This window comes from Chryseobacterium sp. T20 (assembly GCF_047345655.1).
Classification (GTDB): Bacteria; Bacteroidota; Bacteroidia; order Flavobacteriales; family Weeksellaceae; genus Chryseobacterium.
In genome coordinates this window covers 1-25,225 of sequence record NZ_JBLFDU010000004.1, presented here as the reverse complement: position 1 = coordinate 25,225, position 25,225 = coordinate 1, and the positions used below count along the sequence as shown (strand labels likewise).

At 35.9% G+C, this 25,225-nt stretch carries 19 protein-coding genes; 14 read left to right on the top strand and 5 right to left on the bottom strand.

What is annotated here, in order from left to right; translation table 11 throughout:
• The first annotated feature begins 93 nt into the window (after nucleotides 1–93).
• The 10 genes from ACMA47_RS11195 (at nucleotide 94) to polA (ending at nucleotide 14,057) form a co-directional block, all read left to right on the top strand.
• Entirely contained in the window at nucleotides 94–2,019 is a 1,926-nt protein-coding gene (locus ACMA47_RS11195) for a type VI secretion system Vgr family protein (protein WP_413929856.1), read from the top strand.
• 3 nt (nucleotides 2,020–2,022) lie between these two features.
• Entirely contained in the window at nucleotides 2,023–3,426 is a 1,404-nt protein-coding gene (locus ACMA47_RS11190; protein ID WP_413929855.1) for a hypothetical protein, read from the top strand.
• Nucleotides 3,410–4,474 carry a hypothetical protein gene (locus ACMA47_RS11185; protein WP_413929854.1) on the top strand — a complete coding sequence of 355 codons (1,065 nt, stop codon included), beginning with the start codon at nucleotides 3,410–3,412 and terminating at the stop codon, nucleotides 4,472–4,474. The genes ACMA47_RS11190 and ACMA47_RS11185 overlap by 17 nt, the downstream gene beginning before the upstream one ends.
• 27 nt (nucleotides 4,475–4,501) lie before the next feature.
• A complete protein-coding gene (locus tag ACMA47_RS11180; RefSeq protein ID WP_413929853.1) occupies nucleotides 4,502–4,900 on the top strand; it encodes a hypothetical protein in 399 nt (132 codons plus the stop codon).
• 39 nt (nucleotides 4,901–4,939) lie between these two features.
• Complete coding sequence (locus ACMA47_RS11175) at nucleotides 4,940–5,611, top strand: hypothetical protein (RefSeq protein WP_413929852.1); 672 nt, start codon at nucleotides 4,940–4,942, stop codon at nucleotides 5,609–5,611.
• A gap of 259 nt (nucleotides 5,612–5,870) precedes the next feature.
• Nucleotides 5,871–8,366 carry an ATP-dependent Clp protease ATP-binding subunit gene (locus ACMA47_RS11170; RefSeq protein WP_413929851.1) on the top strand — a complete coding sequence of 832 codons (2,496 nt, stop codon included), beginning with the start codon at nucleotides 5,871–5,873 and terminating at the stop codon, nucleotides 8,364–8,366.
• Nucleotides 8,367–8,429: 63 nt separating this feature from the next.
• On the top strand, nucleotides 8,430–9,293 hold the full coding sequence (locus ACMA47_RS11165; protein ID WP_062675332.1) for a lytic transglycosylase domain-containing protein: 864 nt from the start codon (nucleotides 8,430–8,432) through the stop codon (nucleotides 9,291–9,293).
• Nucleotides 9,294–9,640: 347 nt separating this feature from the next.
• Entirely contained in the window at nucleotides 9,641–10,054 is a 414-nt protein-coding gene (gene tssD, locus ACMA47_RS11160; protein ID WP_047429480.1) for a type VI secretion system tube protein TssD, read from the top strand.
• A gap of 583 nt (nucleotides 10,055–10,637) precedes the next feature.
• Nucleotides 10,638–11,051, top strand: coding sequence for a type VI secretion system tube protein TssD (gene tssD / locus ACMA47_RS11155; protein WP_034697132.1), 414 nt, complete (start codon nucleotides 10,638–10,640; stop codon nucleotides 11,049–11,051).
• A 165-nt stretch (nucleotides 11,052–11,216) separates the two neighbouring features.
• A complete protein-coding gene (gene polA / locus ACMA47_RS11150) occupies nucleotides 11,217–14,057 on the top strand; it encodes a DNA polymerase I (protein WP_413929850.1) in 2,841 nt (946 codons plus the stop codon).
• A gap of 115 nt (nucleotides 14,058–14,172) precedes the next feature.
• On the opposite strand, the gene ACMA47_RS11145 is transcribed toward polA, so the two are convergent.
• Nucleotides 14,173–14,736: a hypothetical protein gene (locus ACMA47_RS11145; RefSeq protein WP_413929849.1), complete on the bottom strand. Its 564-nt coding sequence runs from the start codon at nucleotides 14,734–14,736 to the stop codon at nucleotides 14,173–14,175.
• A 7-nt stretch (nucleotides 14,737–14,743) separates the two neighbouring features.
• Complete coding sequence (locus ACMA47_RS11140; RefSeq protein WP_413929848.1) at nucleotides 14,744–15,142, bottom strand: immunity 22 family protein; 399 nt, start codon at nucleotides 15,140–15,142, stop codon at nucleotides 14,744–14,746.
• A gap of 231 nt (nucleotides 15,143–15,373) precedes the next feature.
• Here ACMA47_RS11140 and ACMA47_RS11135 point away from each other — a divergent pair, with 231 nt between their 5' ends.
• A complete protein-coding gene (locus tag ACMA47_RS11135; RefSeq protein WP_413929847.1) occupies nucleotides 15,374–16,021 on the top strand; it encodes an MgtC/SapB family protein in 648 nt (215 codons plus the stop codon).
• Nucleotides 16,022–16,062: 41 nt separating this feature from the next.
• On the opposite strand, the gene ACMA47_RS11130 is transcribed toward ACMA47_RS11135, so the two are convergent.
• Nucleotides 16,063–16,548, bottom strand: a complete 486-nt coding sequence (locus ACMA47_RS11130) for a copper resistance protein NlpE (protein ID WP_413929846.1) — start codon at nucleotides 16,546–16,548, stop codon at nucleotides 16,063–16,065.
• Between the two features lie 325 nt (nucleotides 16,549–16,873).
• Between ACMA47_RS11130 and ACMA47_RS11125 the strand changes: the two genes are divergently transcribed.
• The 3 genes from ACMA47_RS11125 (at nucleotide 16,874) to ACMA47_RS11115 (ending at nucleotide 21,155) form a co-directional block, all read left to right on the top strand.
• Nucleotides 16,874–19,012, top strand: a complete 2,139-nt coding sequence (locus ACMA47_RS11125; protein ID WP_413929845.1) for a S46 family peptidase — start codon at nucleotides 16,874–16,876, stop codon at nucleotides 19,010–19,012.
• Nucleotides 19,013–19,083: 71 nt separating this feature from the next.
• A complete protein-coding gene (locus ACMA47_RS11120) occupies nucleotides 19,084–20,082 on the top strand; it encodes a polysaccharide deacetylase family protein (RefSeq protein ID WP_413929844.1) in 999 nt (332 codons plus the stop codon).
• Entirely contained in the window at nucleotides 20,079–21,155 is a 1,077-nt protein-coding gene (locus ACMA47_RS11115) for a GNAT family N-acetyltransferase (RefSeq protein ID WP_413929843.1), read from the top strand. Before ACMA47_RS11120 ends, ACMA47_RS11115 begins: the two co-directional genes overlap by 4 nt.
• A gap of 87 nt (nucleotides 21,156–21,242) precedes the next feature.
• Here the strand turns inward: ACMA47_RS11115 and ACMA47_RS11110 are convergent, their stop codons facing one another.
• Complete coding sequence (locus tag ACMA47_RS11110) at nucleotides 21,243–24,110, bottom strand: M16 family metallopeptidase (protein ID WP_413929842.1); 2,868 nt, start codon at nucleotides 24,108–24,110, stop codon at nucleotides 21,243–21,245.
• Between the two features lie 911 nt (nucleotides 24,111–25,021).
• A partial coding sequence (locus ACMA47_RS11105) for a hypothetical protein (RefSeq protein ID WP_413929841.1) occupies nucleotides 25,022–25,225 on the bottom strand: 204 nt, incomplete at its 5' end.

Genomic DNA, 25,225 nt, shown 5'->3' with positions numbered 1-25,225 from the left:
AAACTATACCTGAAAATTTCATTCTGTAACATATTTATATAGTGTCTGTTATATAATTTTGTTATCTTTAATACCAACACAAACACAAAGCATATGAAAACCGAATCAAAGACCAAAGGATCTTCCTTCCGTCCGTCACAAAACGCAGATGGAATATCTGAGAATCATCATGCAGGCATCAACCGGCTGGTTAAATTGTCACTGGTTATAGAGGGTAAAATTATTTCGTACTATAAACATTTCACTCTTAAACAAAAAGCGAGTCACCATCATGAATTCTGCCTTACCCTTGCTCATGATGCATTGGGAGACAGGCAGAGCCATACCCTTGAAGAAGCCAATAAATTTCTTGGAAAACGCCTTACAGCAGTTATTTCCTACAAAGATATTGAAAAGAGCCCGGAAAGAAATTTCGTTGGGATTATTACCAAAGTAGGATTCAGCCAGGAAAAAATGAGCCTGGGAAATATTGTACTTTCCGGATACAGTCCCACAATCTTGCTGGATGGCGCTCCACATATTCAGAGTTTTGGTGGTGGGCAACCTGTTAATATGGGAATCATCGCCAAAGAAGTAATTAAACAGGGAATAGATAAAGAGCGTTTTGATATCAGAGTAGATACCAATGATTATTCTCAAATCATCTACAGCAGCCAATATAACGAAACCCATTATAATTATCTGGCGAGAATGGCAGAAGCTTATGGCGAACAGTTCTATTACGATGGTGAAGTATTGCATTTTGGAAAACTTCCTCCACAGAATAAGCCTATAAAACTGTTATACGGAAGTAATGCAGATAATATCCGGGTAGAATTAAAAGCTGTTCATACAAAACCTCAGTATTATGGCTATAACAGCAGTAAAAACGAAAAGCTTACTTCAGGGGAAACTCCGGTTGGTCATTTAGGTGATCTAGCCCGTACAGCATACAATCATAACGATAAAATATATAAAACTCCGGCACTACAGGTTGCACCTATCAAAGCAACAACTCATCTGGATGTAGAACATTCTCAAAGAAGTACATCAGGAAGTGAGGCCGTTAATGTATTTTCAGTTTCCGGATCTACAACCGTTCCTTTTTTACACCCGGGATGTATTGCAGATATTCACATGAGAAAACCGGACAGTAATGAAACTTCCTATTTTACAAAGGTAATGGTGACAGAAGCTGTCCATGAAATTGATACAATTGGTCATTACACCGGTACTTTCAAATCTATTGCTGCAGACACGGGATTTCTGCCCAAACCGGAATTTACTGAACCCGCTGCGCAGCCACAGATCGCAACCGTTATCTCTAACACAGATCCGGAAGGTCAGGGAAGAGTTCAGGTAAGATTCGACTGGCAGATGAATGATAATACTCACTTTGTAAGAGTAATGAGCCCTGATGCAGGAGGAACAGATCAGATTACTCAAAATCGTGGCTATGTAGCTATTCCCGAAGTAGGTGATCAGGTGATGGTTAATTTCGTGCACAGTCATCCCGACAGACCGTTTGTGATGGGAGGAATGTTCCATGGCGGAATAGGCCTTGGTGGAGGAGCAGACAATCGTGTGAAATCTATTCAAACGAGAAGCGGCCACAGAATCGTTTTCACAGAAGACGAAAGCATTATTATTACAGATAAAAGCGGGAATGAAATTCATCTGGATACCACGGGAAGCAATATTAATATCACGGCACCTGAATCCATGACCCTGAACTGTAAGAATATGAATATTAATGTTGGGGAGAATATGACGACAACGGTGGGAATGAATAAGTCTGATAGTATTTCAATGAATCATACGGAGAGTGTGGGAATGATGAAAAACCTTTCTGTAGGTACTAATTTCATGACCAATGTTGTGGGTAGTTTAATGGAATTTGTTAAAGGAAATAGAGAATCCAAAGCAAAAGAAGTAAAAGAAAATTCTAAAAGAAGAGAAATTATTTCTCTGGAGAATAATGATATTCATGCACAGAATCAGTTTAATAATAATAGTGGTGAAAATTCAAAAATGCATTAAATCATGTCTATTATAAGAGTTACTGAAGGCGAGAATATAACAGCAATAGAAAAAAATTGGACAGTTTTTACTGATCATTTTGAAGCGTATGCTGGAAATAATAGTCATTTTACAGCTAAAAATGGTACATTTATCGGTGAACCTAAAAAAGATTTGTCTGAAGAAAAAAAATATTTTGTAGAAGGAAAATGGTATTCAGATGCTGAAGGTAAAAATCTAATAACCCAGGCAGCTATAGGCCAGGTTGTATATTTTCATATAAAAACGCAAAATATTACAGATCCTGATGCAAAAGTAACCTTACAATTATATGATGATGATGGAGGGCTTGGCGGAGAACCTGATCCAATAAATGTAAGAGAAGTTAAAGAAGATGGAAGTCCTGGTGCTCTGGTTACTGAGAAACAGGTAATCAATAATAAAATTGTCTATAATCTCACTTTAAGTGATGGCTTGGCAAGTTTTATTGAAAATGATTTTGGAGATAATATTGAGCTTTATTTTGAATGCAGTTATAAAGAAGATTTAAATATTAAGCTTCCATTAACGTCTGATTTTTATCTTAATGTTGAAATCTGCGATAAAAATGTAGTGCAAAGCTTCAATAATAGACAATATGGAAGTTGTGATTTTTATCGTTTCAGGTATGATGATTTCATGCGTCGTCATAAACATTGTGGACACACTCCTCCTGTATATTATTTTGGAGAGATGAGAGAACTTAGTTTCTGGAGTGCAATAGATGATATCAAAGAATGGTGGACCCCAAGTCTCACTGAAGAAATGAAACAAGTAAGTATTTCAGTAAATGAGGTAGAAAAACAGGGGAATAAGTATAAACCTGTTCCTTCAAGCAGTTATGGATTTAAATATTGCACTCGTTTTTCTAGAATTCTTATGCCCAAGCTAACTTCACGCGGTAAAGCATGGCTTACAGAAGCCAGATATAAGCTGCAGGAATATATGGAAAAAGGTGTCATTGACAAAAATTATATCGCAACATATGATACAGTTTTGCCTGAAGGATTAGAAGATAATTTCAACGATCATTTTAAACCCACTTTATTTGAAAGAATTCAATACAGGAATGATCCCCGAAAGTTAGAAGAAATTAAAAAGAATAATATAGAAAAATATTATAGTGATATAGAGATAGATAATGAACGTTTTCAGGAGTTTGCATTTGCTACCCATCCAGATGCTTATGATCCACTAAAAATGAGATATTTGCCAGCGGATGATTTATTAAAGGTAATGTCTACACCAGATATGAAAGAATGGTTGGGAGCTGCTACATGGAAACAAGCATTAATTATGGCAAGAAATTTAGATTATCGTGAAATAACTGAAGTGACTTTAGAACGGTTTTTCAAAAAATATGTATTAGGAAATGATGAATTTAAATAATATAAGAAAGATAATTTGTATTATACTTTTAATCAGTATTAATTATGGATGTTCACAAAACACAAAGCTAGGGCAAATGAAATGGATCTCAAAATATGACTTTTTTGATTTATATAAGAAAAATATAAATAATGGAAATTTTGGTCCTGAGACTGGACTGAAATTAACAACTTTAATGTTTTTAAATGAAAACACTATTTTTTTAGCCGGAAGTAAAGATTTACATAGTTTTTACAATAAACCTGGATACTCAGCAGTATTGTTTGTTTCAAAAGATAAAGGAAAGAGTTACCAGGAAATTACTTTTCCGGAAGAATATGTAACATTTATTACTCCTTCAGATAAATATACTCTAATTGAGACAGGTAGTGGTGGTAATAGCCAATCTGGGAAAGTAGTGCTTTATCTCATGAATAATCATACGTTAGAATATAAAAAAATTGATGAATATTCTTCTAAATCTAAAATTATGTATTCGCAGTTTAATGGTGAAAATGTTGTTTATTCAGAAAATGATAATCAAAAAATATTAAATCTTCTGACAAAAGAAGAAACCGAATTACCGGAGTATTTGAAAAAAACACCTTTTATTCTGAAAAAAGATAATACAGTCGCTTCTTTATTGAAAGATGAAATACAAGAATATAATTTAAAAACCAAACAACAAAAAGTCATCAAAAAATTAAAAAGTAATTATGATGTTCTGTATTATGAAAATGAAGAATATTTATTAGGAAAGTCTGGCAGATTTAAAACTGAAATGACAATTTATAATCAGAATGAAGGCGAGCTATTTGTGGAGAATGAAAAAACAATAGAGTATTACCGCTACAAAAACTTCGCTTGCTATTTCAAAGAAACCCGTCCTTATGTTACATTCTATTATTCTTATGATTATGGTAGAACGTGGAATGAATATCATGCAAAAGATTTTTTTACTACTACTATTCCTAAAGGCTTCTATAAAGATCAGCTTATTGTTTTGGATGTAGCATTTTATGATAAGAATGATAATAGCCACATTATTGTAGGAGAGTTTCAGAAATAAAATATTTCATATGTAGTGTTAATAATTATGAAAGAATTAATTTACATCGTATCGATATGTAGTTTATTTTCATTGTTAGGATGCAAAAGTAATGAACAAAAATTTTTGGATAATCATAAAGTAATTCTTTATGAGACTAAGGAAGCAGGAGATTTTATTAATACTGCAAACATAAAACCTGATGAAGCAAAACAGATTCAAGCAGCTTTTGCTATAAAAAATAATAAGAAACCTGAATCTTATAACTTATTTATAATAGACAATAATTATGTTTTTACCTCTTATTTTCATCCTAAAGTTCCAGAAGCTTCAACAAGGGGAATATGGGTAGATGCTAAAACGGGTAATGCAAAATACATGGAAACTGGAATATGGTTAAGAGCCTATAAACCTTACCTTGAAAATGATGATTCCTTTCCTTTTTAATTAAAACTAGACCATATTATTCAATTAAACAATTTGTCAATGAACAAAATCACAGATCACCTGAAATATTTGTCCAAACTGTCTGCAGTATTCATATTCAACGTGTTGAAAATTTACGCAATTGGAGCCATTTCAACCATTATAGTACTTGTCCTGGGAATTTATATCTTATCAGAAAAACTAGGGCCGTCTTTAGGGCACAGTGGTGCTGGAGGATTTTTGATAACCACTATTACTGCTCAACCTGTTTCAGCGAGTATTTTTTATCTGCTGATTATCATAGCTCCGTTTTTTACAGTAGTTTTTGCCACAAAATATGCGATGTCTGTAGTCATTAATAAACTGCTGCAGGACCATTCCAAGACCATTGTCGTTCCCTTTATAGATAAGGTCATCACTACATTTAAAGCAAAACAGCCTACGGTAATCCGAACCAGTGCAGATTTTGCTATTGCAAAAGTTAAACTGTTGAATGAATTCAGAACCAGTTCTGAGAACAGAATATTGAAAAAGATTTTAGGATATGCCTTAAATAAGATCAAATTTGATGAACTGAATTTAGGGCAGGATAATGCAGACTTTTCCGAAATTATCAAAACCACATTGATTGAAAAATTATATGAACTGGCAGAACCTTCAGCCATGCTGTTCTATATCTACATAGGACTTCAATGGGTCAGCTTGATTTTATTATATTTTTTGAATATTTAAAAGAAAACGGAGTAGGGAACAACAATGGGGCATTAAATGATGGTCATGGAATCATGCTTTAAAACAAAAAAAATACAGTGGCTACTTCTCTAATTGAAGAATTAACTATCTTTATATCATTTAGAATAAAATAGCTAATTTTAGCTGCACAAAAAGAATAAGTTTTGATTCTTTGAAAAAAGAGATGAAAAACATACTTTAAAATCATCAAATCGTAAGCACAACAGAACGCAAATATATTAATATAAGAAAATTATAAATGGGAGTACTAGTAACCAACGAAACAGTAAAGCAACTATTTCACATTGCTCAGTCGATAGCGAAGGAAAATTATAATGGAACTTATGGTGGCCCGCATATTCTGCAGGCTTTAATGCATAAAGATATCGGGCTTAATGAATTCCTGAAAAGTATAGATAAAGATCCGGGCTATTTCTACGAATGGGCTGATGTCCGTATTGAAGAATATCCAAAAACCAACCACCTTCCCGATGAGGTAGGGCAGGATGATGCCATAGATACCCTTATTGAAGAAGCTGATGATATCCGTTTAAAATTAGGATTGGATGAGATTACTCCCATCTGTATTCTTACCGCAATTGTAAAACCACAGGTGGTATTCTCCCTTCAGCAGTTAAAATCACTTCCGTTGAGAGAACATGAGATCTTTAACCTGTATAGAAAAGATACTCCATTTACCGTTTCAGAAGACGGAAATTTTTCATCATTATTTTCAAATGGTGCAGAGTATTCAGACTCTTCCTTTCCTTCCATTAAAAGCTATTGTGTGGATAGAACAGCACAGGCAAGAAAAGGGGAAATCGAAAATATCATTGGTAGAGATAAAGAACTGAGAATGTTGGTGGAAATTCTTTGCCGAAGAAGCAAACCGAATGTAATCATTATCGGAGAGCCGGGAGTAGGGAAAACAGCATTAGTAGAAGGTTTCGCTACAGAAATTATTAAAGGAAATGTTCCTGAAATGCTTAAAAACGGTACTCTTTTAGAACTGGACACCGGAGCACTATTGGCAGGAACTTCTTATAAAGGCGAAATTGAAGACCGTCTGAAAAAAGTTATCAATGAATGTAAGAAAATTGAAAAAGCCATTCTTTTCATTGATGAAATTCATACCCTTTTAGATCCTAAAGGAAGTATTGGAAACGTTGCCAACCTCCTGAAACCTGAGCTTGCCAGAGGCGAAATTACCGTAATCGGAGCTACCACGCAGGAAGAATACAGAAAAATTATAGAGCCGGAACAGGCTTTCAACCGTCGTTTTGAGGTGTTAACGGTGAATGAACCGGACGAGAAAACCTGTGTCAAAATGATTGATGTACTTCTTGAAGGATACAAAAAACATCACGGAATTGAAGTTGAAAAAACAGCTCTTCCGGAATGTGTACGTCTGGCAAAAAGATATGCAAAAGGTAAAAAATTACCGGATGCCGCTATTGATTTATTAGACAGAACAATGGCTGCCATCAAAATGCTGGATGAATTATCAGAAAAAGAGCTGGACAGCTGGAAAGAAAGCTACGATGCGATTTTAATGGAAGAATATGCAGACAGCAAAGATAAAGCAGATGAACTGATCTGGACTTACAACCTGCTAAGAGATAAAATAAGCCCGATTCTTTGGGGATCACTGAGTGAGCAGCCATCCATTGATAACTCTATGCCGGTAGATCAGATTCAGAAGATTATTGAAGATACTTACGCAGAGCTTTTACAGCATGCTGCCAAGAAAAGAGAAAAAGTAGACAGACTGGAACTGGCAGCCGTAATGGCCGCCAAAACCAATATTCCCATCGGGAAAATCCAGGCTCAGGAAAAAGAAAAACTTCTGAATATGGAATCCCTTCTATTGAACAGAGTCGTAGGACAGGATCATGCACTAAAAATCCTTTCCGATGCTATTGTTGAAAACCGAAGCGGATTAAATAAACCAGGACAGCCAATCGGATCATTCTTCCTTCTGGGACCTACAGGAACCGGTAAAACAGAGCTGGCCAAATCAATGGCTGAGCTTCTTTTCAACGATGAAAAGGCAATGGTACGCTTTGATATGTCAGAATTTAAAGAAGAACATTCCGCAGCTTTGCTATACGGAGCGCCTCCGGGATATGTTGGATATGAAGAAGGAGGGATGTTGGTGAACAAAATCAGACAACAGCCTTATACCGTTGTGTTATTTGACGAGATTGAAAAAGCCCACCATTCCGTTTTTGATGTATTCCTTCAGATTATGGACGAAGGAAAAGTTCATGATAAATTAGGTAAAGAAGGAGATTTCAGTAATGCATTGATCCTGTTTACCTCCAATATCGGAAGTGAAGAAATTGTAAAACAGTTTGAAGAAGGAAAAATTCCGGAATCATCTTCACTCATGCAGATTATGTCAAACTCCGGACGATTCAGACCTGAGTTCCTGGCAAGAATTACAGAGATTATTCCTTTTGCCCCCATCACAGAATCCATTGCAGAAAGAATCTTTAATATTCAGCTGAAATCACTTCATACGTCATTAACAAGATTGGGAATTGCTTTAAAAATTACAGACGAAGCTGTGAAAAACCTTGCATTAGGAGGATTCAGCAGTAAGTATGGTGCAAGACAGATCTCCGGAGTCATCCGTGCTCAGCTTGCAAGACCAATCTCTAAAATGATTGTGAGAGAAGAAGTGAAATCCGGCCAGACTATTCATGTAGATTGGAATAAAGAAGAAGATAAATTAAACTGGAAAGTAGATTAAATATAAAGTAAAAAGGCAAATTTGTTACCCACTTTTGCCTTTTAGCTTATAAATAAAATTAAAATGAAAACAATTGTCAGAAATATCTTTACAGGTTTTCTATTATTAGGATCCGTTATCATGATCAACGGACAGTTTCTTGCCGCCTCCGATACCTCGGAAAGCAGTGTGAAAAAGTATAAAGGTATCATTAATGCCAATAAGGATCTTGTAGAATTTATTGAACAATTACTCCTTCAGAAAGGCCTTCCCAAGCATTTGAGAAATCTCGCCCTGATTGAGTCCCATTTTGACAGAAATATTACCTCAGGCGCCGGAGCAGTAGGAATCTGGCAGTTTATGACTGCACATGCCAACCAGTATGGGCTTACAGAGCAGGGACGTACCGATATTTATAAAAGTACCAAAACCGCTACCATTTCCTTAAGCAATCTTTATAAAAAGTACAATAATTGGGTGACCGTAGTAGCTGCATATAACTGTGGTGAAGGAAATATTGCCAAAGCAATGGAAGCTGCCGGTTCTACTCAATACCATGTGTTTTATAAATACCTTCCTGGAGAAACCATTAATCATGTGAAGAAATATCTTAATGCATGCTATGCAACAGGAGAACTTCAGAGTGTATTGAACAATTATAATTCTGCAAGGCTCAACAAGATTTTCTTTGAGGGAGACCGTAAAGAAACTGCTGCAGCGCTTTCAGAAACAGAGATCAATGCAGGGTTCAATCTGAACGTAGTTGCTGCTGAATTGAACGTAGAAGTAGATAAAATACTGGCCTGGAATCCAGGAATCGTGGAAGAACTCCAGAAAAAAGGGGAAAGCCCTTTCTACCTTCCTGTAGATCTGATGCCCGATTTTCTTCTGAGAAAAAATAAAATATTGGTTCGTTCCATCAAAGAAGGTGGAAAAACTCAACAGTAAAATAATATCCAATTAAAATAAAAAAGCAACCCATAAAACGGTTGCTTTTTTATTGAACAATCTGTTAAAAACATCCTAATATTTTATTAATAAAATCATAATATTTCTCACTGATGTGGAAAATTATTGTTTTTGTTGTTAATTTTCAATCAATTAAAACCCTTTATTGATGAGCTTTTGACTGGTATTGTTAAATCCATTGTCGTAGAATTACTACAAGAAATCGTAGAACTACTACAAATTTTCAGATTTATATTCATTTTTTTTTTTTAGCGAAAAAGAGCCTCTATATTTGCTAACACAATCACCAAATCACAAAATATTATTAACGATTAAATTTACTAATCATGGCCGAAAGAAATTCAAGAGGAATCTTAAAATTCAACAACGGAGAAGGACAGAAGCTGTTAAAAATGAATTACAGCGTTTCCAGATCTACAGACGTTTCAGGACGTGTAGCATCAGATCCTTCTAATGCATTGATCAAAGTAACAGTAGAAGCTACTGAAAAATCAGACATCCTTGAAAGCTTGTTAAACGGTAAGTACAAGCCAACAGTAGGGGAAATCACTTTCAACAAATCTCACGAAGAGGGAACACTGATTACTTTGAAATGGGAGAACGGATACGTAATCCAACACGAAGTAGATTTCGACGCAATAGACAGCAACAGTATGCTGATCAGCTTCGTCATCAGCGCTGAAACCATTGACTACGGTACTGCTCAATTCGCTGGGCTATGGCCTTCAGCAGGTAAATAAGCCTATTCATCATCTTAGTAAAAATAAAATTGGTACAGAACAGTACACTCATTCGGGTATACTGTTCTGTTTTTCCGTTTAAAAGAATTTCAAAAATCCTTTTTCAAAAGGAAAATGATAGATGCGCAAGTGATTTTATTTTTCTGAAGACTCAAGAAGAATACTAGCCAATGCAATGGCAGAAGATGCCGGAAACGGAATCCATGTAATAGCAAATGATGCCTAAACTTAATCCATTTTTCTGATTTAAAAAAGATAAAATAACCAGACCTGAATAAGGTCTTTTTTTATGAAAATAAGTGAATTTTATGTATTTTATTTCTCTTAATAGTGTAATAAATTGTGATTTGAAAGCGGTTTTTAGTCGTATTTAAAACAGTTATTTATAGCATGTTGTGTTTTGTTTTTAAATCTAATGTCGTAGAATTACGACACGAAATCGTAGAACTACTACATCAAATCGTACAATTACGACACTTTTTCAGATTTCCCTTCAATTGCTTTTTTTTCAAAACCAATGAGGTTATCTTTGTTATATAATTATTGAATTACAATTTATTACTAACGATTAAAATTTACAATCATGGCAGAAAGAAATTCAAGAGGAATCTTAAAATTCAACAACGGTGAAGGACAGAAACTGTTAAAAATGAATTACAGTGTATCAAGATCTACAGACGTATCAGGACGTGTAGCATCAGATCCTTCTAACGCATTAATCAAGGTGACAGTAGAAGCTACTGAAAAGTCAGACATCCTTGAAAGTTTATTAAATGGTAAATACAAGCCAACAGTAGGAGAAATCACTTTCAACAAATCTCACGAAGAAGGAACATTAATCACTTTGAAATGGGAGAACGGATATGTGATTCAACACGAAGTAGATTTCGATGCAGTAGACAGCAACAGTATGCTGATCAGCTTCGTCATCAGTGCTGAGACGATTGACTACGGTACTTCTCAGTACGCAGGACTATGGCCTTCTTCAGGTAAATAATCCCATAAACTTAAATAAAAAAAGAAACAGTATGCCTTCGGGTATGCTGTTTTGTTTTTTTAACCCCATCTCGAACCCCCAAATCCTGAATCTCCATTCCCGAAACCCTTCAACAGGCTACCAATTTTTACTCCTATTTTCTTATATTTGTTCATTATTCAAAATATGGACGCAACACACGATAAAAGGCTGTTTCTCATCGATGCTTATGCGATGATTTTCAGAGGATATTACGCATTAATCAGGAATCCGAGACTTACCAGCAAAGGACTGGATACTTCTGCCATCTTTGGTTTTACCAATTCTTTGATCGAATTGATCAGAAGAGAAAAACCTACTCACCTGGCAGTGGTTTTTGATGTTGGACAGGCCAGTGTAAGAACTGATGACTATTCAGATTATAAAGCCAACAGAAGTGAAACTCCTGAAGCAATCAAAATTGCGGTTCCATACATTCACAAAATTCTGGAAGCAATGCATATCCCGATTCTTGGTGTAGAAGGATATGAAGCCGATGATGTCATTGGAACTATTGCATGCAAAGCAGAAAAAGAAGGATATACCACTTTTATGGTAACGCCGGATAAAGATTTTGCACAGCTGGTTACCGATAAAATTAAAATTTATAAACCAGGATTAAAAGGTGGCGATATCGAAATTCTTGGTGTAGATGAAGTAAAAGCAAAATATGAAATTGAAGACCCTAAACAGGTGATAGATTTCCTTGCCATGATGGGAGATGCGGTAGATAATATTCCTGGACTGGAAGGAGTAGGAGAGAAAACGGCAATGAAATTCCTGAAAGAATTCGGAAATATCGAAACATTGCTTGCCAATACCGATAAACTGAAAGGAAAGCTGAAAGAAAAAGTAGAGGCTTCAGCAGAACGTGGTATTATGTCTAAAAAACTGGCAACCATTATCTGTGACGCTCCTGTAGAATTCCATCAGGAACAATATGACCTTGAAACTCCGGATTTTGAAAAAGTAAAAGAAGTCTTCGATGAGATAGAATTCAGAAGACTATATGAAAACCTTTACAGAGCTTTTGCTCCTGCTACTGCGGAAGCAGTAGTGGTAAACGAAGTAGAAGTAAAAGAAAAGCAGGTTTCTGCAGCTGGAGAAGTGAAAGGACAGGTGATGCAGCTTGACCTTTTTGCCAACTTTGAAGAACTGGAACAGGCTACTTCTACAAAGTCTACCATTGAGAATAATGATCACCTTTATCAGTATATAGACAATCCAAAGGCTCAGAAAAAACTGGTTGATAACTTATTACAGCAAAAAGTAGTTTGTTTTGATACGGAAACCACTTCATTGAATGAGCTGGAAGCAGAACTGGTAGGAATGAGCTTCTCTTACAAGAAAGGATTGGCCTATTATATTCCTCTTTCTGAAAACAGAGAAGAAGTGTTGCAGACTCTGGAGATTTTCAGACCGTTTTTCGAAAAAGAAGACCTGCTGAAAGTTGCTCACAATCTTAAATACGATTATAAAGTTTTAAAACAATACGACATCACCGTTAAAGGTGCTATGTTCGATACCATGATTGCCCACTACCTGCTGAATCCGGATGGAAGACACGGGATGGATTACCTTTCAGAAGTGTATCTGAACTACAAACCGGTATCTATTGAAACCATTATTGGAAAGAAAGGGAAAAAACAGGGTAGCTTCAGAGATGCAGATGTAAGAACACAGACAGATTATGCGGCAGAAGATGCAGACGTAACTTTCCAGTTGTACGAGCTTTTTGCTCCTCAATTGAAAAAGGAAAATCTGGAAGAGCTTTTCTTCAATATCGAAATGCCTCTGATGGAAGTACTGGCAAAAATGGAGCTTTCAGGGATTTCTCTGGATGAAAAATGGCTGGCACAGGAAAGTGTTGACCTTGAAAATGACCTGAAGCAGCTGGAAACAAAGATTTTTGAACTTTCAGAAGAAGAATTCAATATGAATTCCCCTAAGCAGTTGGGAGAAATTCTGTTTGAAAAATTACAGCTGGATCCAAAGGCTAAGAAAACAAAGACAGGACAATACGCAACCTCAGAAGATGTTCTTCAAAAATTAGCTTCAAAGCATGAGATCATCAAGTATATCCTGGAATACAGAACCTATCAGAAATTAAAATCAACCTATGTAGACGCTTTGCCTTCACAGATTGAGAAAAAAGATAACAGAGTACATACCAACTTCTCACAGACTACAGCCGCTACAGGCCGTTTGGCGAGTGTAAACCCGAACCTGCAGAATATTCCGATCAGAACGGTGAGAGGACAGCAGATCCGTGGAGCATTTGTTTCCGGAGAAGGGAAAAAGATTATTTCTGCCGATTATTCACAGATTGAACTTCGTTTGATTGCTGAGATTTCCGGTGAAGATAATATGATCAAAGCTTTCCAGGATGGAGAAGATATCCACGCTTCTACAGCTGCAAAACTTTTTAAAATTCCTTTGGCTGAGGTTTCAAAAACCCAGAGAAGCCAGGCTAAAACCGTAAACTTTGGAATTATCTATGGACAGGGAGCTTTTGCTTTGGCAGAACAAACCGGATTATCCCGTACAGAAGCTAAGCAAATGATCGAAGCTTACTTCGAAACCTATCCGAAATTGAAGGAATACATGGCAGAACAGGTGAACAAAGCACGCCAGTTAGGATATGTGGAAACTATTTTAGGAAGAAAACGTCATCTGAAAGATATTAATTCCAATAACTTCGTGGTAAGAGGTCATGCGGAAAGAAATGCTGTGAATGCACCAGTTCAGGGAAGTGCTGCAGATGTTGTCAAGCTTGCCATGATTAAAATAGACAGGGAACTTGAAGAACAACAGCTTAAAACAAAAATGCTGCTTCAGGTACATGACGAACTAGTGTTCGAGTCTCCGGTAGACGAGATCGAAGCTGCCTCAAAACTGATCAAAACCGAAATGGAAAGTGCCTTAAAGACACAGGTTCCGCTATTGGTAGAAATTGGAGTAGGAGATAACTGGTTAGAAGCGCATTAATCAATACTGTAAATCATACCTTAAATAAAAAACTTCCGTCTTTTGGCGGAAGTTTTATTTTTATTAGAATTAGGTTATTGTTTTATATATACCCTTGATTTCAATAAACTGTTTTTTAGTAATGATAACCACTTTTGAAAGCTTCAAGTTTTATTTGCAGATCCTGTTTTATCTTTTCATTAATCGTTACCCATTGATGAGGATTATCAAGTTTGAAATCTTTGTATATACCTAGTAATTCCTCAAAATTAGTTTTAAAAAGATTTAATTTCTCAAAGACTCCGTTTTCAAAAAGGTCAGTATATTCATCAAAACGGTAAAGAAGAAATTGCTCATCATAGGTAAGCTGTTCTTCGTAAGAAATATGAGTGGCGGTTTGAAAGATATTTTTTAAAACTACTTTATTATTCTCATCTAGCAGATGATATAAAATTCCCAATACAGCTCTGGATGTGATTTCTGAATCTGAATCAAGAGTATTCTTGTTTAAGACCTGTATGATATCTTGTGTATTTGCACAAGTGGAAAGCTCAATGAATACATATTCAGATTCATTCTCAGATGCCAATATGGAATCAGCCCAGCTAATGATCTTCTCTTTTCTAATCACACCATAATCTAAAAGGATTACAAAAACCCTCAGCAGATTCCCGTAATCCTTTATTGAAGCTCTTTTCATTTGACGGCTAAATATCGTATTCTATTTCCCCCACATAATGCAGTGAAAAATCATCATTTTCTACAGAAACCGGATTAGGAATCACAAATCTTGTTGCAAAAATGATAGCATTTACAGGCGTATCCAGACTTAGTTCATTCAATTTTTTCTCTAAGATTGGAATCCATTGGTCTGCATAAGAATATTCTGCAAATTTGTCATAAAGACTAAGGTTTTTATCCTCAAAACCATATTCTATAAAGTCATCGTCAAACCACTTAATGTTCTGTGATTCTGCAAACTTGGAAACATACTGATCATCAGTTTCTTCCTCTATATAGTAGTTTTCATCCTCTTCTATGAAGCTATAAAAGTCTTCTTCATTCTTGAAATATCCTAACCAGAAGTGTGAAATTTCTTTATCCATAATTGTATATAAGTATTTTTTTTTATTTTTTATAAGCGAGATTTTTCCTGCTGATAAGCAATATCCTCAGTACTGCTTTTATACAAGAAAATTGTAGCAATTAAAATGTAATATTACAAAAGTTTTTTTGTGAAATGAATTTTTTGAGGTCATGGCACAAAATCTCTGCAGCAAAGATAGTTCCTTAATGGTATTTTATTGTAAATTTATTCTCAGTTTAAATGTAAAAAAATGGATTTTCTTCAGGACCATTACGCTATTAAAAATGAATTGCTGCTGATTCTTATTTCAGTTATTTTAGGACTGTTCATTGGTGCTGAACGTGAATATCGTAACAAATCTGCAGGTCTCAGAACTTTTATCCTGGTATGCTTCGGAGCCTGTCTGTTTACTATACTTTCCATAAAAATAGGCGTGGCCAATCCGGATCGTCTGGCAGCTAATATCATTACCGGAATAGGATTTCTGGGAGCAGGAGTGATTTTCAAAGGAGATAATAAAATTGAAGGAATTACCACAGCAACTACTATTTGGGCCACAGCTTCTATAGGAATGGCGGTAGGTTCCGGTTATATTTATATTGCTCTTCTGGGAACTGCGTTGGTTTTGATTGTTTTGAGTGCTTTAACCTATCTTCAGAATTTTATTGATAATTATAATAAAGTAAGAGAATATAAAATTGCTTTGACTCATGCTGCAGATATCCAATATTGTGAGCATATTTTTAAAGGACATCATTTAAGATATCAGATGCTCAAACAGCAATATTCATCGGAAAGTTTAACGGTTATCTGGAGGCTGACAGGAAAAAACAGTCACCATGAAGAAGTGATCAGAAGATTCATAGATGATCCGAAGATTACAGCCTATCAGTTCTAGAGGATATAAAAGCAAAAAAATAAAGGCCTGAGCCTTTATTTTTATTTTTTCTTGAATACATAAAGATCCTTGTTCGGACCATCAATTTCTTTTCCTTCCATATCCAGCTGGATCAGCATATTCTCACCCACTTTATATTTATAGTTTGCAGATTTCCCTTTTAAAGTAATCATGCTTCCTGTTGCATCCCAAGAGAAAGATCCTTTATCCTGATTTTTTGAGTTTCTGTCAAGATATTCTTCACTAATGCTGAATGTTTTATCATCATTCAAAGTCAAAGAAGTCTTGATTCCCGGGCAGTCGGCACACGGAACAGTTGCTTCATAAGTACCTGCCCAGTCTAAAGCATTTTCAGAAGTATCTCCGGCTGCTGTAGGGGTTGCTTTTGTAATACTGTCTGTAGCAGCAGGCTGTACTGCCGTTGCAGAATCTGTAGTAGCTGTTGTTTCAGTGGTTTCTTTTTTAGAACATGAAGCAAAGAATAGAACAGATGCCATTCCCAACATGAGCATTTTGCTTTTCATCATAATAATTAATTTAAGGATGTTTTTAATAATAAAGTTACTTCCAATCAACAAAAATTAAGCCATAGGGAAGGGATAGGATGAGTGAATAAGTAGTGAATGGTGAATGGTGAATGGTGAATGGTGAATGGTGAATGGTGAATTTGCTTCGCTTGTCAATTTTTAATGAATTTACTTATTTTTAATTATAAAAATTCACCATTCACTTGCGAAGCAAAATTGACTATTGCCTATCCATATTTTCAAAAACGAACTCTTAATAACTTTTCTACGTGTTTTATAAAGCCTGTTCCTATTTTTCTTTGTAAATTGGGGCAAAATTTTGATTATGACAAAAAAGATACTTTTATCTGTATTTCTTTTGCCAGCTGCAATGGCATTTGCGCAACAATATGGAGGAATGTGGATTCCTACGGAGCTGAATGAAAAGGAAATGAAGGATTTAGGAATGAAGATTTCTGCAAAAGATATTTTCAATCCTCAGAAACCAAGCATTAAAGATGCGGTAGTACAGTTTAATGGCGGATGTACTGCAGAAATTATTTCGCCTAAAGGATTGCTTTTAACGAACCATCACTGTGGTTTTGGTCAGATTCAGGCACATTCTACCGTTCAGAATGATCTTCTTTCAAACGGATTCTGGGCAAAAAATACAGAAGGTGAACTTCCTAACCCGGGAGTAAAAGTAGATTTTATTGTAGATATAAAAGAAGTTACTGATCCGATATTAGAAGGTACAGACAATCTTACAGAGCCTGAGCTTACTAAAAGGATCAACAACAATATTGAGGTGTATAAAAACTCTCAGAAAATTGAATCTTACCAGTCGATCATGGTAAAGCCAATGTATTATGGGAATAAATATTATGCTTACACGATCGAGACTTATAAAGATATCCGTCTAGTAGGAGCTCCGCCTCAAAGCATCGGAAAATTCGGAAGCGATACGGACAACTGGGTTTGGCCGAGACATACCGGAGATTTCTCTATGTTCAGAATTTATGCAGACAAAAACAACAAGCCTGCAGAATATTCAAAAGACAACGTACCTTACGTGCCAAAACACTATTTACCGGTTTCTATCAAAGATAAAAACGAAAACGATTTTACTTTTGTATTCGGATTCCCGGGAAGAACTACAGAATACCTTCCTGCAATTGGGGTGGAGAAGATTATGAAAGATATTGACCCTGCAAGAATTGCCGTACGTGATGTTGCTTTAAAAACTTTGGACGAGAAAATGCGTGTTGACAACGAGACGCGTATCAAATATGCTTCAAAATATGCTTCAGTAGCCAACTATTGGAAAAAATGGATCGGTGAAGTAGAAGGATTGAAAAAATCCAATGCTGTAGAAAAGAAAGTAATGTATGAAGGTTCTTTGGTCGCTAAAAACCCGGAGATCAAGACTACTTTGGACCAGTTGAATAAACTGTACAATGATCAGGCTTCTTATGCATTAAACAACGCTTACTATACAGAAGTAATCAGAAATGCTGAGACTTTGAAGCTTGCTGGTGATTATTACGACTTCGTAGCTTCTGTAGAAGCTGGAAGAATGGATGAAAAGGAACTTTCAAAGTTAAAAACAAAATTAACTTCTTTCTATAAAGATTACAGTGCTGAGCTTGATGCAAAAGTAACTGCAAAACTATTGGCTTTATATGTGAATAAAACTGCACCACAGTTTTTACCGGCAGGATTCAACAAATATAAAGACGAGAATGCTAATATTCCTGTAGTAGAAGATATGTCTAAAAACTCTATCATTACAGGAAGAACTGCTGTAAACGGAGGAGCATTGACTACAGATATTGATAAAGCGTTTTCTAATCAGGATAAATTAATCAAGACTTTAAAGAAAGATCCAATTTATCAATTATATGTTTCCATGAAAGAGACGTATATGAAAACGGCTGATCCGCAATATACTTCTATGCAGGCAAAAATTGATGCCTTACAGAAAAAGTTCATGGCGCAGCAGATGCAGACGGATAAAGACAGAAAATTCTTCCCGGATGCGAACTCAACACTTCGTGTAACGTATGGAAAAGTAAAAGGTTCTACTCCTAGAGATGCCGTTTCTTACGGATACCAGACTCACCTTGCGGGAGTAATGGAAAAATATGTTCCTGGAGACTACGAATTTGATGTTCCAAAGAAACTGATTGATCTTTACAACAAAAAAGATTTCGGAATTTATAAAGATAAAACAGGTGACATTCCTGTGGGATTCACTGCAACCAACCACACAACCGGAGGAAACTCAGGAAGTCCTGCTCTTGATGCCAACGGAAACTTAGTTGGATTGAATTTCGACAGACAGTGGGAGGGAACAATGAGTGATATCAATTATGATCCGCGTTTCAGCAGAAACATCATGGTAGATACAAAATATATCCTTTTCATTATCGATAAGTTCGCTGATTCAAGATGGCTTGTTGATGAAATGAAGATTATAAAATAATTTTAAAAGTTATACCTTTAAGAATCTATTTGAATTTAATTTTGAATAGATTCTTTTTTATTTAAAATAGGATGAAAGACAGGATCGTCAATGTTTTGGCCGCTTTTGAATCTGAGAATATCGGGAAATCATTTCCGCTGGACTATTGTCTGCCGCTTTATCATAGTGTTTCCGATAAAGAACTTCCTCATTTAAAACATGTGATCCGTTATAAGAATACCAAACAGTTTGAAGACGATCTCGATCATATGGCTAGGAATTTTCAGTTTGTAAACTGGCAGGAGTTTAAAGATTATTGGTCAGGGAGTTTCAAGCCTTCGAAAAAAATTGCCCTTCTAACTTTTGATGACGGTTTCAGAGAGTTCTACGATATTGCCGTTCCCATATTGGAACGAAAAGGAATTTATGCCTGTAATTTTATCAATCCGGCCTTCATAGACAATGAAGATATGATGTTCAGATGCAAGGCAAGTCTTATTGCCGATGCTGTTGAAAAAATGAAAACCATAGATCCTGAAATTTATATTATTCTATCATTGAAAAATGTAGATAGACGCGTTTTACAAAAGAAAATTTTATCCATAAATTATCAGGAAAAAGATATTCTGGATCAACTCGCAGAAAAATTTGAAATAGATTTTAAGGCTTATTCAAAGGAATTTAAACCTTATTTAACAACAGAAGAATTACAAGAACTTACCCGCAAAGGTTTCGGAATTTCTTCGCACAGCTGGGATCATCCGAAATATGGAGATTTATCATTGAAACAGCAAATGGAAACAACAGATAAGACTTTTGATTATTTAAAAGAAAATGATTTCCTGTATGAAAGTTTCGCCTTTCCGTTTACCGATTTTGAAGTAAAGAAAGATTTTTTTGAAGAACTCTATAAAAATGAGGAAATCTACTGCAGTTTTGGGTGCGCTGGTATAAAACTGGACAGTATACAAAGAAACTTTCAACGAATTCCAATGGAAATGGGAGAGAGCGGAGCACAGATCCTGAAAAAGGAAATCGCTTACTTCAGATTGAAAAAACTTATCAATAAAAATACGATTATTAGAGAATGATAACGCTGAAAACATTCAATAGAAGAGAACTGGAAGATTTTATATCCTCCGGAGATTTTCAGCAATATGATTTTCTTCCGATTACCAAACACCGTGCGCTGTCTCATATTCAGAATCCAAAAGCATTAGACGGGGATACGCTTCTTATTTTAGCTTTTTATGAAGAAAAATTGATCGGTTATGTGGGATGTTTTCCGGACCATTTTATTATAGATGGAAAAAAAATCCGTTATGCGTGGCTCAGTACCTTGTATGTAAACCCGGAATACAGAAAGAAAAGACCGGCAAAAGCATTGCTGAAAAGAGTTTTTGAAGAGTACGAAGGCAGAATTGCTATTACAGAATTTACCAAAGAAGCCGAAGCCCTCTACAATATTATGGGTGTTTTTGAATATGTCTTTCCAAAAGAAGGGATACGCTATTACTTCAGAACCGATGCAGCCAAAATGATTCCTGAAAAGAAACCGGAAACACAACCGCTGAAACCTCTTTTTCAAATTCTGGATGCTGCCGCTAATGGATTGATCTCAATAAAGAATCTTACAGCATCAAAACCGGATTTCAAATACGAAGTTCTGGATCAGATCGACAAAGAAAGTACAGATTTTATTAATGGATTTTCTGGGAGACGTGATGCAGATGAAATCAACATTTTTATCACTCATCCCTGGGTTTTGGAAGGTAAAAAAGAAGAAAAATATCTGTTTTCAAGTTTTGCTGATAGCTTTAAATATTTCTGGATCAAAATTTTTGATAAAAATAACAAGCTTACATCCTGTTTTCTGTTACAGCTCCGTGATGGCTATCTTAAAATCCCTTATCTTTTTTCGGCCGGTAATTCAGATGAGGTTGTCCGGTTTTTACAATACTTCATTGTGAGCCATAAAGTAAAAGGATTTACCTCTTATCAAACCAAATTGAATAAAGAAATACAACAGTCAAAAGTATTTTTACCTATCTACGAACGTGATTTCAAACGGGAATATCTGTTTCACAAAAACCTGCTGGAATTACTTCCTGATCATTTTGACCCAAACTATCAGGATGGAGATGGGGATTGTATGATGACGTAAAAGAATGAGGAATTATAAATGATGAATTATGAATTATCATTTATGAAAAACAAACCGCCCGATTGAATTATCAGGCGGTTTGTTTTTTTAATGTCCGAATATATCTTTCAGACTTACTTCTTTAAATGTTCCCATTTTGTTGACAGCTTCCATATCAAGATTCTCCTTTTTCCCGATAATGGCCGTATTAAAATGTATTGATTGAACTTCCGTCTGATAAAAATGTTTGATATCTTCAAACTTCAGGCTCTGGATCTGTCCATAGATATCCTTTCTGAAATCATGATAGATATTCAGTTTCTGTAATCTTAACGTATTGAAAAATATATTATTTCGGGTAACCCTTGTTGAGGCAATCTGTTTCAGTGCAGCATTTCTGGCGTTTTCAAACTGAATCGGGACTTCAGGAAGTTCGTTCATCAGTTCATTCAACGTATCTACAGCGATCATCAGTTTGTCAGGCTGAGTTCCGATATATGTCGTCACATAGTCAGGATGTTTCAGCTCAGAGTTCGCAGCATAAGAAACATAAGCAGAGTAAGCAAGACTTTTACTTTCACGCATCTCCTGGAAAACAATGGAAGATAATCCTCTTCCAAAATATTCATTGAACACATTGATCTTTCCGAAATGAAGTGGATTCACCTCGTTTCCTTTCCCAATCTTGCTCATTTCCATCTGAACCATATCGTAGTTGATGAAATTCACATTTCCTCCCGTTGCTGGTTCCGGATATTGCTTGGCTTCCGGGATCTGAAGACTTTCAGGCTTGATATACTGACCGATGTATTCTTTAAAGCTTTCAAAATTTTTACCATAGAAAAACACCTGATAAGGATATTGGAAAAGCTTCTTCATTCTGTTGGTGAATACTTCAGAATGGCTGCTTTCAAGCTCTTCCTTAGAAATAACATCCGTAAAACGGGAGTTGCTGCCCAGTTTCGTGTAATTGTTCAGTGCCGTTATAATTCGGTTTTTATCTTTCTTAATGGCTTCACGGTTTTCCAGTACTGTACCCACAAACTGATTATAGATTTCCTGATCAGGTTGTACGTCATGCATCCAGTGCTGGAGAAGACCGATTCCCTTTTCTATATTTTCTTCTAATCCGCTTAAAGAGATAATAAGCTGGTTGTTCGTTGTTTTAAAATCATTGCTGATTCCTATTTTAAAGAATTCCTTTTTTAAATCTTCCGGTGAAAGCGTATCTGTTCCTAAATACTGCAGAAGCTGAGTTGAAATCCCTAAATCTCTGTCATTATCACTTCCCAAAGGAAAAATAAAGTGCAGCTGGGCGATATCGTTATATTTATTCTTTACAAAGCTTAATTTCTTTCCATTAAGCTGATCAGTGATAATTTCTTTTTGATAATCAATAAATTCAGGTTTAATATCCTCCGTTTTATCTGCCAGAATCTCTTTTAAAAACTCAGACTGAGTATCACGGTTGATCTTAACAGGAGTAATTCCAGGATTCTCAACTCTGATCAATTTATCGTTTACTCCTTTTTCTTTATTGACAACCACATAATTTTCTTTGAAAAAATCATTGGCAAAATTTACGACATCCTCTTTAGTGAAAGCGGCATATTCATCCATTTCGTTCAGTTCCTCTTCCCAGGTTCTTCCTTTGATATAGGAATCATAAAGAGTTGTGGCAAGTCCTTCGGCAGTTTCAAGCCCTTTCATTCTTTGAAGTTTGAAATCATTGATGATCGCTGGCAGCATCCAGTCCGGAAAATCTCCTTTCTTGATCAGCTCAATTTCATCCAGTACCATATTCCTGGCTTCCTCCAGAGTTTGCGTTTCCTTAGGAACAGCGACAATAGAAAAATATCCATATTGTCTTAGCCCTACAGAAAAGGCTTGTGCCCAAAGCATTTTCTGGGTCTGATTGATATGCAGATCCAGTAATCCTGCTTCCCCTCTGTTGCTGAGGATATTTGCAACCACATCAGCCAGCATTGCTTCTCTTGTTCCATAGCTATCTGTTCTCCATGCAAGCTGAGCGCGTGGAGTAGTAGGACTTTTTACCGTTCTTGTTACAATTTTTGTAATAGGTTCTTCAATAACGGGTGTCTTTTTAGGAAGCTCCTTATAAGGTAGAGTCCCGAAATATTGATCGATTAACTGGATGGTCTCTTCAAAATCAAAATCCCCAACCAGTACCATAGCATAATTATTAGGAACATAATATTCATCAAAATACTTATGAATAGCCTTCATCGATGGATTCTTCAAATGTTCCGGTTTTCCCAATGTTGTTTGCTGTCCATTTGGATGAGTGGGGAAAAGAGCATCCATCAGTTCGTAGTTCACAAGTCTTGTGTCATTGTCCTGCGCCCTGTTGAACTCTTCATATACAGATTCCAGCTCAGTATGAAAAAGACGAAGGACAATTTCAGAGAATCTTTCCTTTTCTATTTTCAGCCATTTTTCAAGTTCGTTATTCGGAATGTTATTTTTGTAAACCGTTTCATCAAACCAGGTATGAGCATTGGTTCCACTCGCTCCCAAAGAAGAAATTGCTTTGTCATACTCATTGGCAATGGCATATTGACTGGCTTCCTGAGAAACTTCATCAATCTTTTTATAGATTTCTCTTTTCTTTTCAGCGTCCTGTTCTGCTTTATGCTCTTCATACAATGCTGAGATCTGATCAAGAAGTTCCTTCTCCTTTTCCCAGTTCTGAGTTCCGATGTGGGAAGTTCCTTTAAACATCATATGTTCAAGGTAATGAGCCAAACCTGTATTATCAGAAGGATCATTATTACTTCCTGTTCTTACAGGAATGAAGGTCTGTATTCTTGGAGCATCAAAATTCTGGGCAAGAAAAACCTTTAATCCATTTTTCAAAGTATAGATTCTGACGTTATTTTCGTCGTGGGTTACCGTAATATAGTCGTATTGGTTTTTATCTGTATGTACCGTTTCCTTATATTTTCTGTCTGTCATATATAAAACTCATTTCATTCCTTAGAAACCGGAATGCACTACAAATGTAAGGAATCAAAAAAAATGTAGACCTCTTTTTATCATTATTACATCTATTATTACAGTTGAGAAGGTGAATCATTCAACAGAAACTGTTTCCCAATCCCGTAACCATCATATATATACTATCACTACAATTTCATCCATCCAACTCTCAAACTCTCAAACCCTCCAACTCTCCAACTCAATTAGGAGCTAATTCCTGCTATCCATTCCTACTCCTCGCGCCAGCGCACTCCCACGCTCCAACCCACCCAGTATCCAACCCAAGCTGCGGGGTAACCATTACTATCAGGGCTAGGGAAGGAGTTGTAAATGATGAATGATGAGTTATGAATTATAAATTAGGCGTTTCGGGTTATTGAGTTGCGGGTTTCGTGTTTCCAGTTAGAAAAGGAACCTTGCTGATTTCTATGGAAACGGGGTATTGAGTATAGGTCTCTATTCCCATTGTGTCATTCCGCAGGAATCCCAACTCCTTTATGAGAGTCTTAAAGGAATTAAAATGACAGTATAATGTCTAATGCCTTTTAGCATTTAGTATTAGTAGTGTCATGCTGAGCAGAGTCGAAGCATTTTAATTAATTACAGGTCTAGGAGTTAAATCTTATTACTTTATATAATACACTCTTTAGCATTTCCCATCCTTCCAATTCTCTCTATATATACTATAAAAGCAAACATCTTATCTGTGTCAATCTGTGAGATCCGTGGGCAATCATCACCCCGCAAATAAACAACAACAATCTCCCTTTATTATATATATGACTTTCTATCAATAGGAACGGGCTAAAATCCTGAGCTCAGTCGAAGGAAGCCCGTTTAAAAATAACTCCATAATTCGGCTTTATCCAAAGCTTATATATAGGCTATTAATATAAAAAAGCTCTACTATATAATATATATACCTTATTTTGATCAATAGTCACCCCAAAACCCCGCATCTCGTCTCCCGAATCATCCCTCTCACCCTCTCCAACACTCAAACGCTCCCACACCCCCACGTTCTCACCCAACCCTCCAAACAAATGTTTAAAATTTTTCACCCTGCCTTCCAGTGTATTAGGATAAAATAT

Excerpts from the sequence above, each read along its gene's own strand:
- ACMA47_RS11170 (WP_413929851.1), top strand. The coding sequence starts at position 5,871 with ATGGGAGTACTAGTAACCAACGAAACAGTAAAGCAACTATTTCACATT.
- ACMA47_RS11190 (WP_413929855.1), top strand. The coding sequence starts at position 2,023 with ATGTCTATTATAAGAGTTACTGAAGGCGAGAATATAACAGCAATAGAA.
- tssD (WP_034697132.1), top strand. The coding sequence starts at position 10,638 with ATGGCAGAAAGAAATTCAAGAGGAATCTTAAAATTCAACAACGGTGAA.
- ACMA47_RS11180 (WP_413929853.1), top strand. The coding sequence starts at position 4,502 with ATGAAAGAATTAATTTACATCGTATCGATATGTAGTTTATTTTCATTG.
- ACMA47_RS11185 (WP_413929854.1), top strand. The coding sequence starts at position 3,410 with ATGATGAATTTAAATAATATAAGAAAGATAATTTGTATTATACTTTTA.
- polA (WP_413929850.1), top strand. The coding sequence starts at position 11,217 with ATGGACGCAACACACGATAAAAGGCTGTTTCTCATCGATGCTTATGCG.
- ACMA47_RS11120 (WP_413929844.1), top strand. The coding sequence starts at position 19,084 with ATGAAAGACAGGATCGTCAATGTTTTGGCCGCTTTTGAATCTGAGAAT.
- ACMA47_RS11145 (WP_413929849.1), bottom strand. The coding sequence starts at position 14,736 with ATGAAAAGAGCTTCAATAAAGGATTACGGGAATCTGCTGAGGGTTTTT.
- ACMA47_RS11130 (WP_413929846.1), bottom strand. The coding sequence starts at position 16,548 with ATGATGAAAAGCAAAATGCTCATGTTGGGAATGGCATCTGTTCTATTC.
- ACMA47_RS11175 (WP_413929852.1), top strand. The coding sequence starts at position 4,940 with ATGAACAAAATCACAGATCACCTGAAATATTTGTCCAAACTGTCTGCA.
- ACMA47_RS11125 (WP_413929845.1), top strand. The coding sequence starts at position 16,874 with ATGACAAAAAAGATACTTTTATCTGTATTTCTTTTGCCAGCTGCAATG.
- ACMA47_RS11135 (WP_413929847.1), top strand. The coding sequence starts at position 15,374 with ATGGATTTTCTTCAGGACCATTACGCTATTAAAAATGAATTGCTGCTG.
- ACMA47_RS11110 (WP_413929842.1), bottom strand. The coding sequence starts at position 24,110 with ATGACAGACAGAAAATATAAGGAAACGGTACATACAGATAAAAACCAA.
- ACMA47_RS11140 (WP_413929848.1), bottom strand. The coding sequence starts at position 15,142 with ATGGATAAAGAAATTTCACACTTCTGGTTAGGATATTTCAAGAATGAA.
- ACMA47_RS11165 (WP_062675332.1), top strand. The coding sequence starts at position 8,430 with ATGAAAACAATTGTCAGAAATATCTTTACAGGTTTTCTATTATTAGGA.
- ACMA47_RS11115 (WP_413929843.1), top strand. The coding sequence starts at position 20,079 with ATGATAACGCTGAAAACATTCAATAGAAGAGAACTGGAAGATTTTATA.
- tssD (WP_047429480.1), top strand. The coding sequence starts at position 9,641 with ATGGCCGAAAGAAATTCAAGAGGAATCTTAAAATTCAACAACGGAGAA.
- ACMA47_RS11195 (WP_413929856.1), top strand. The coding sequence starts at position 94 with ATGAAAACCGAATCAAAGACCAAAGGATCTTCCTTCCGTCCGTCACAA.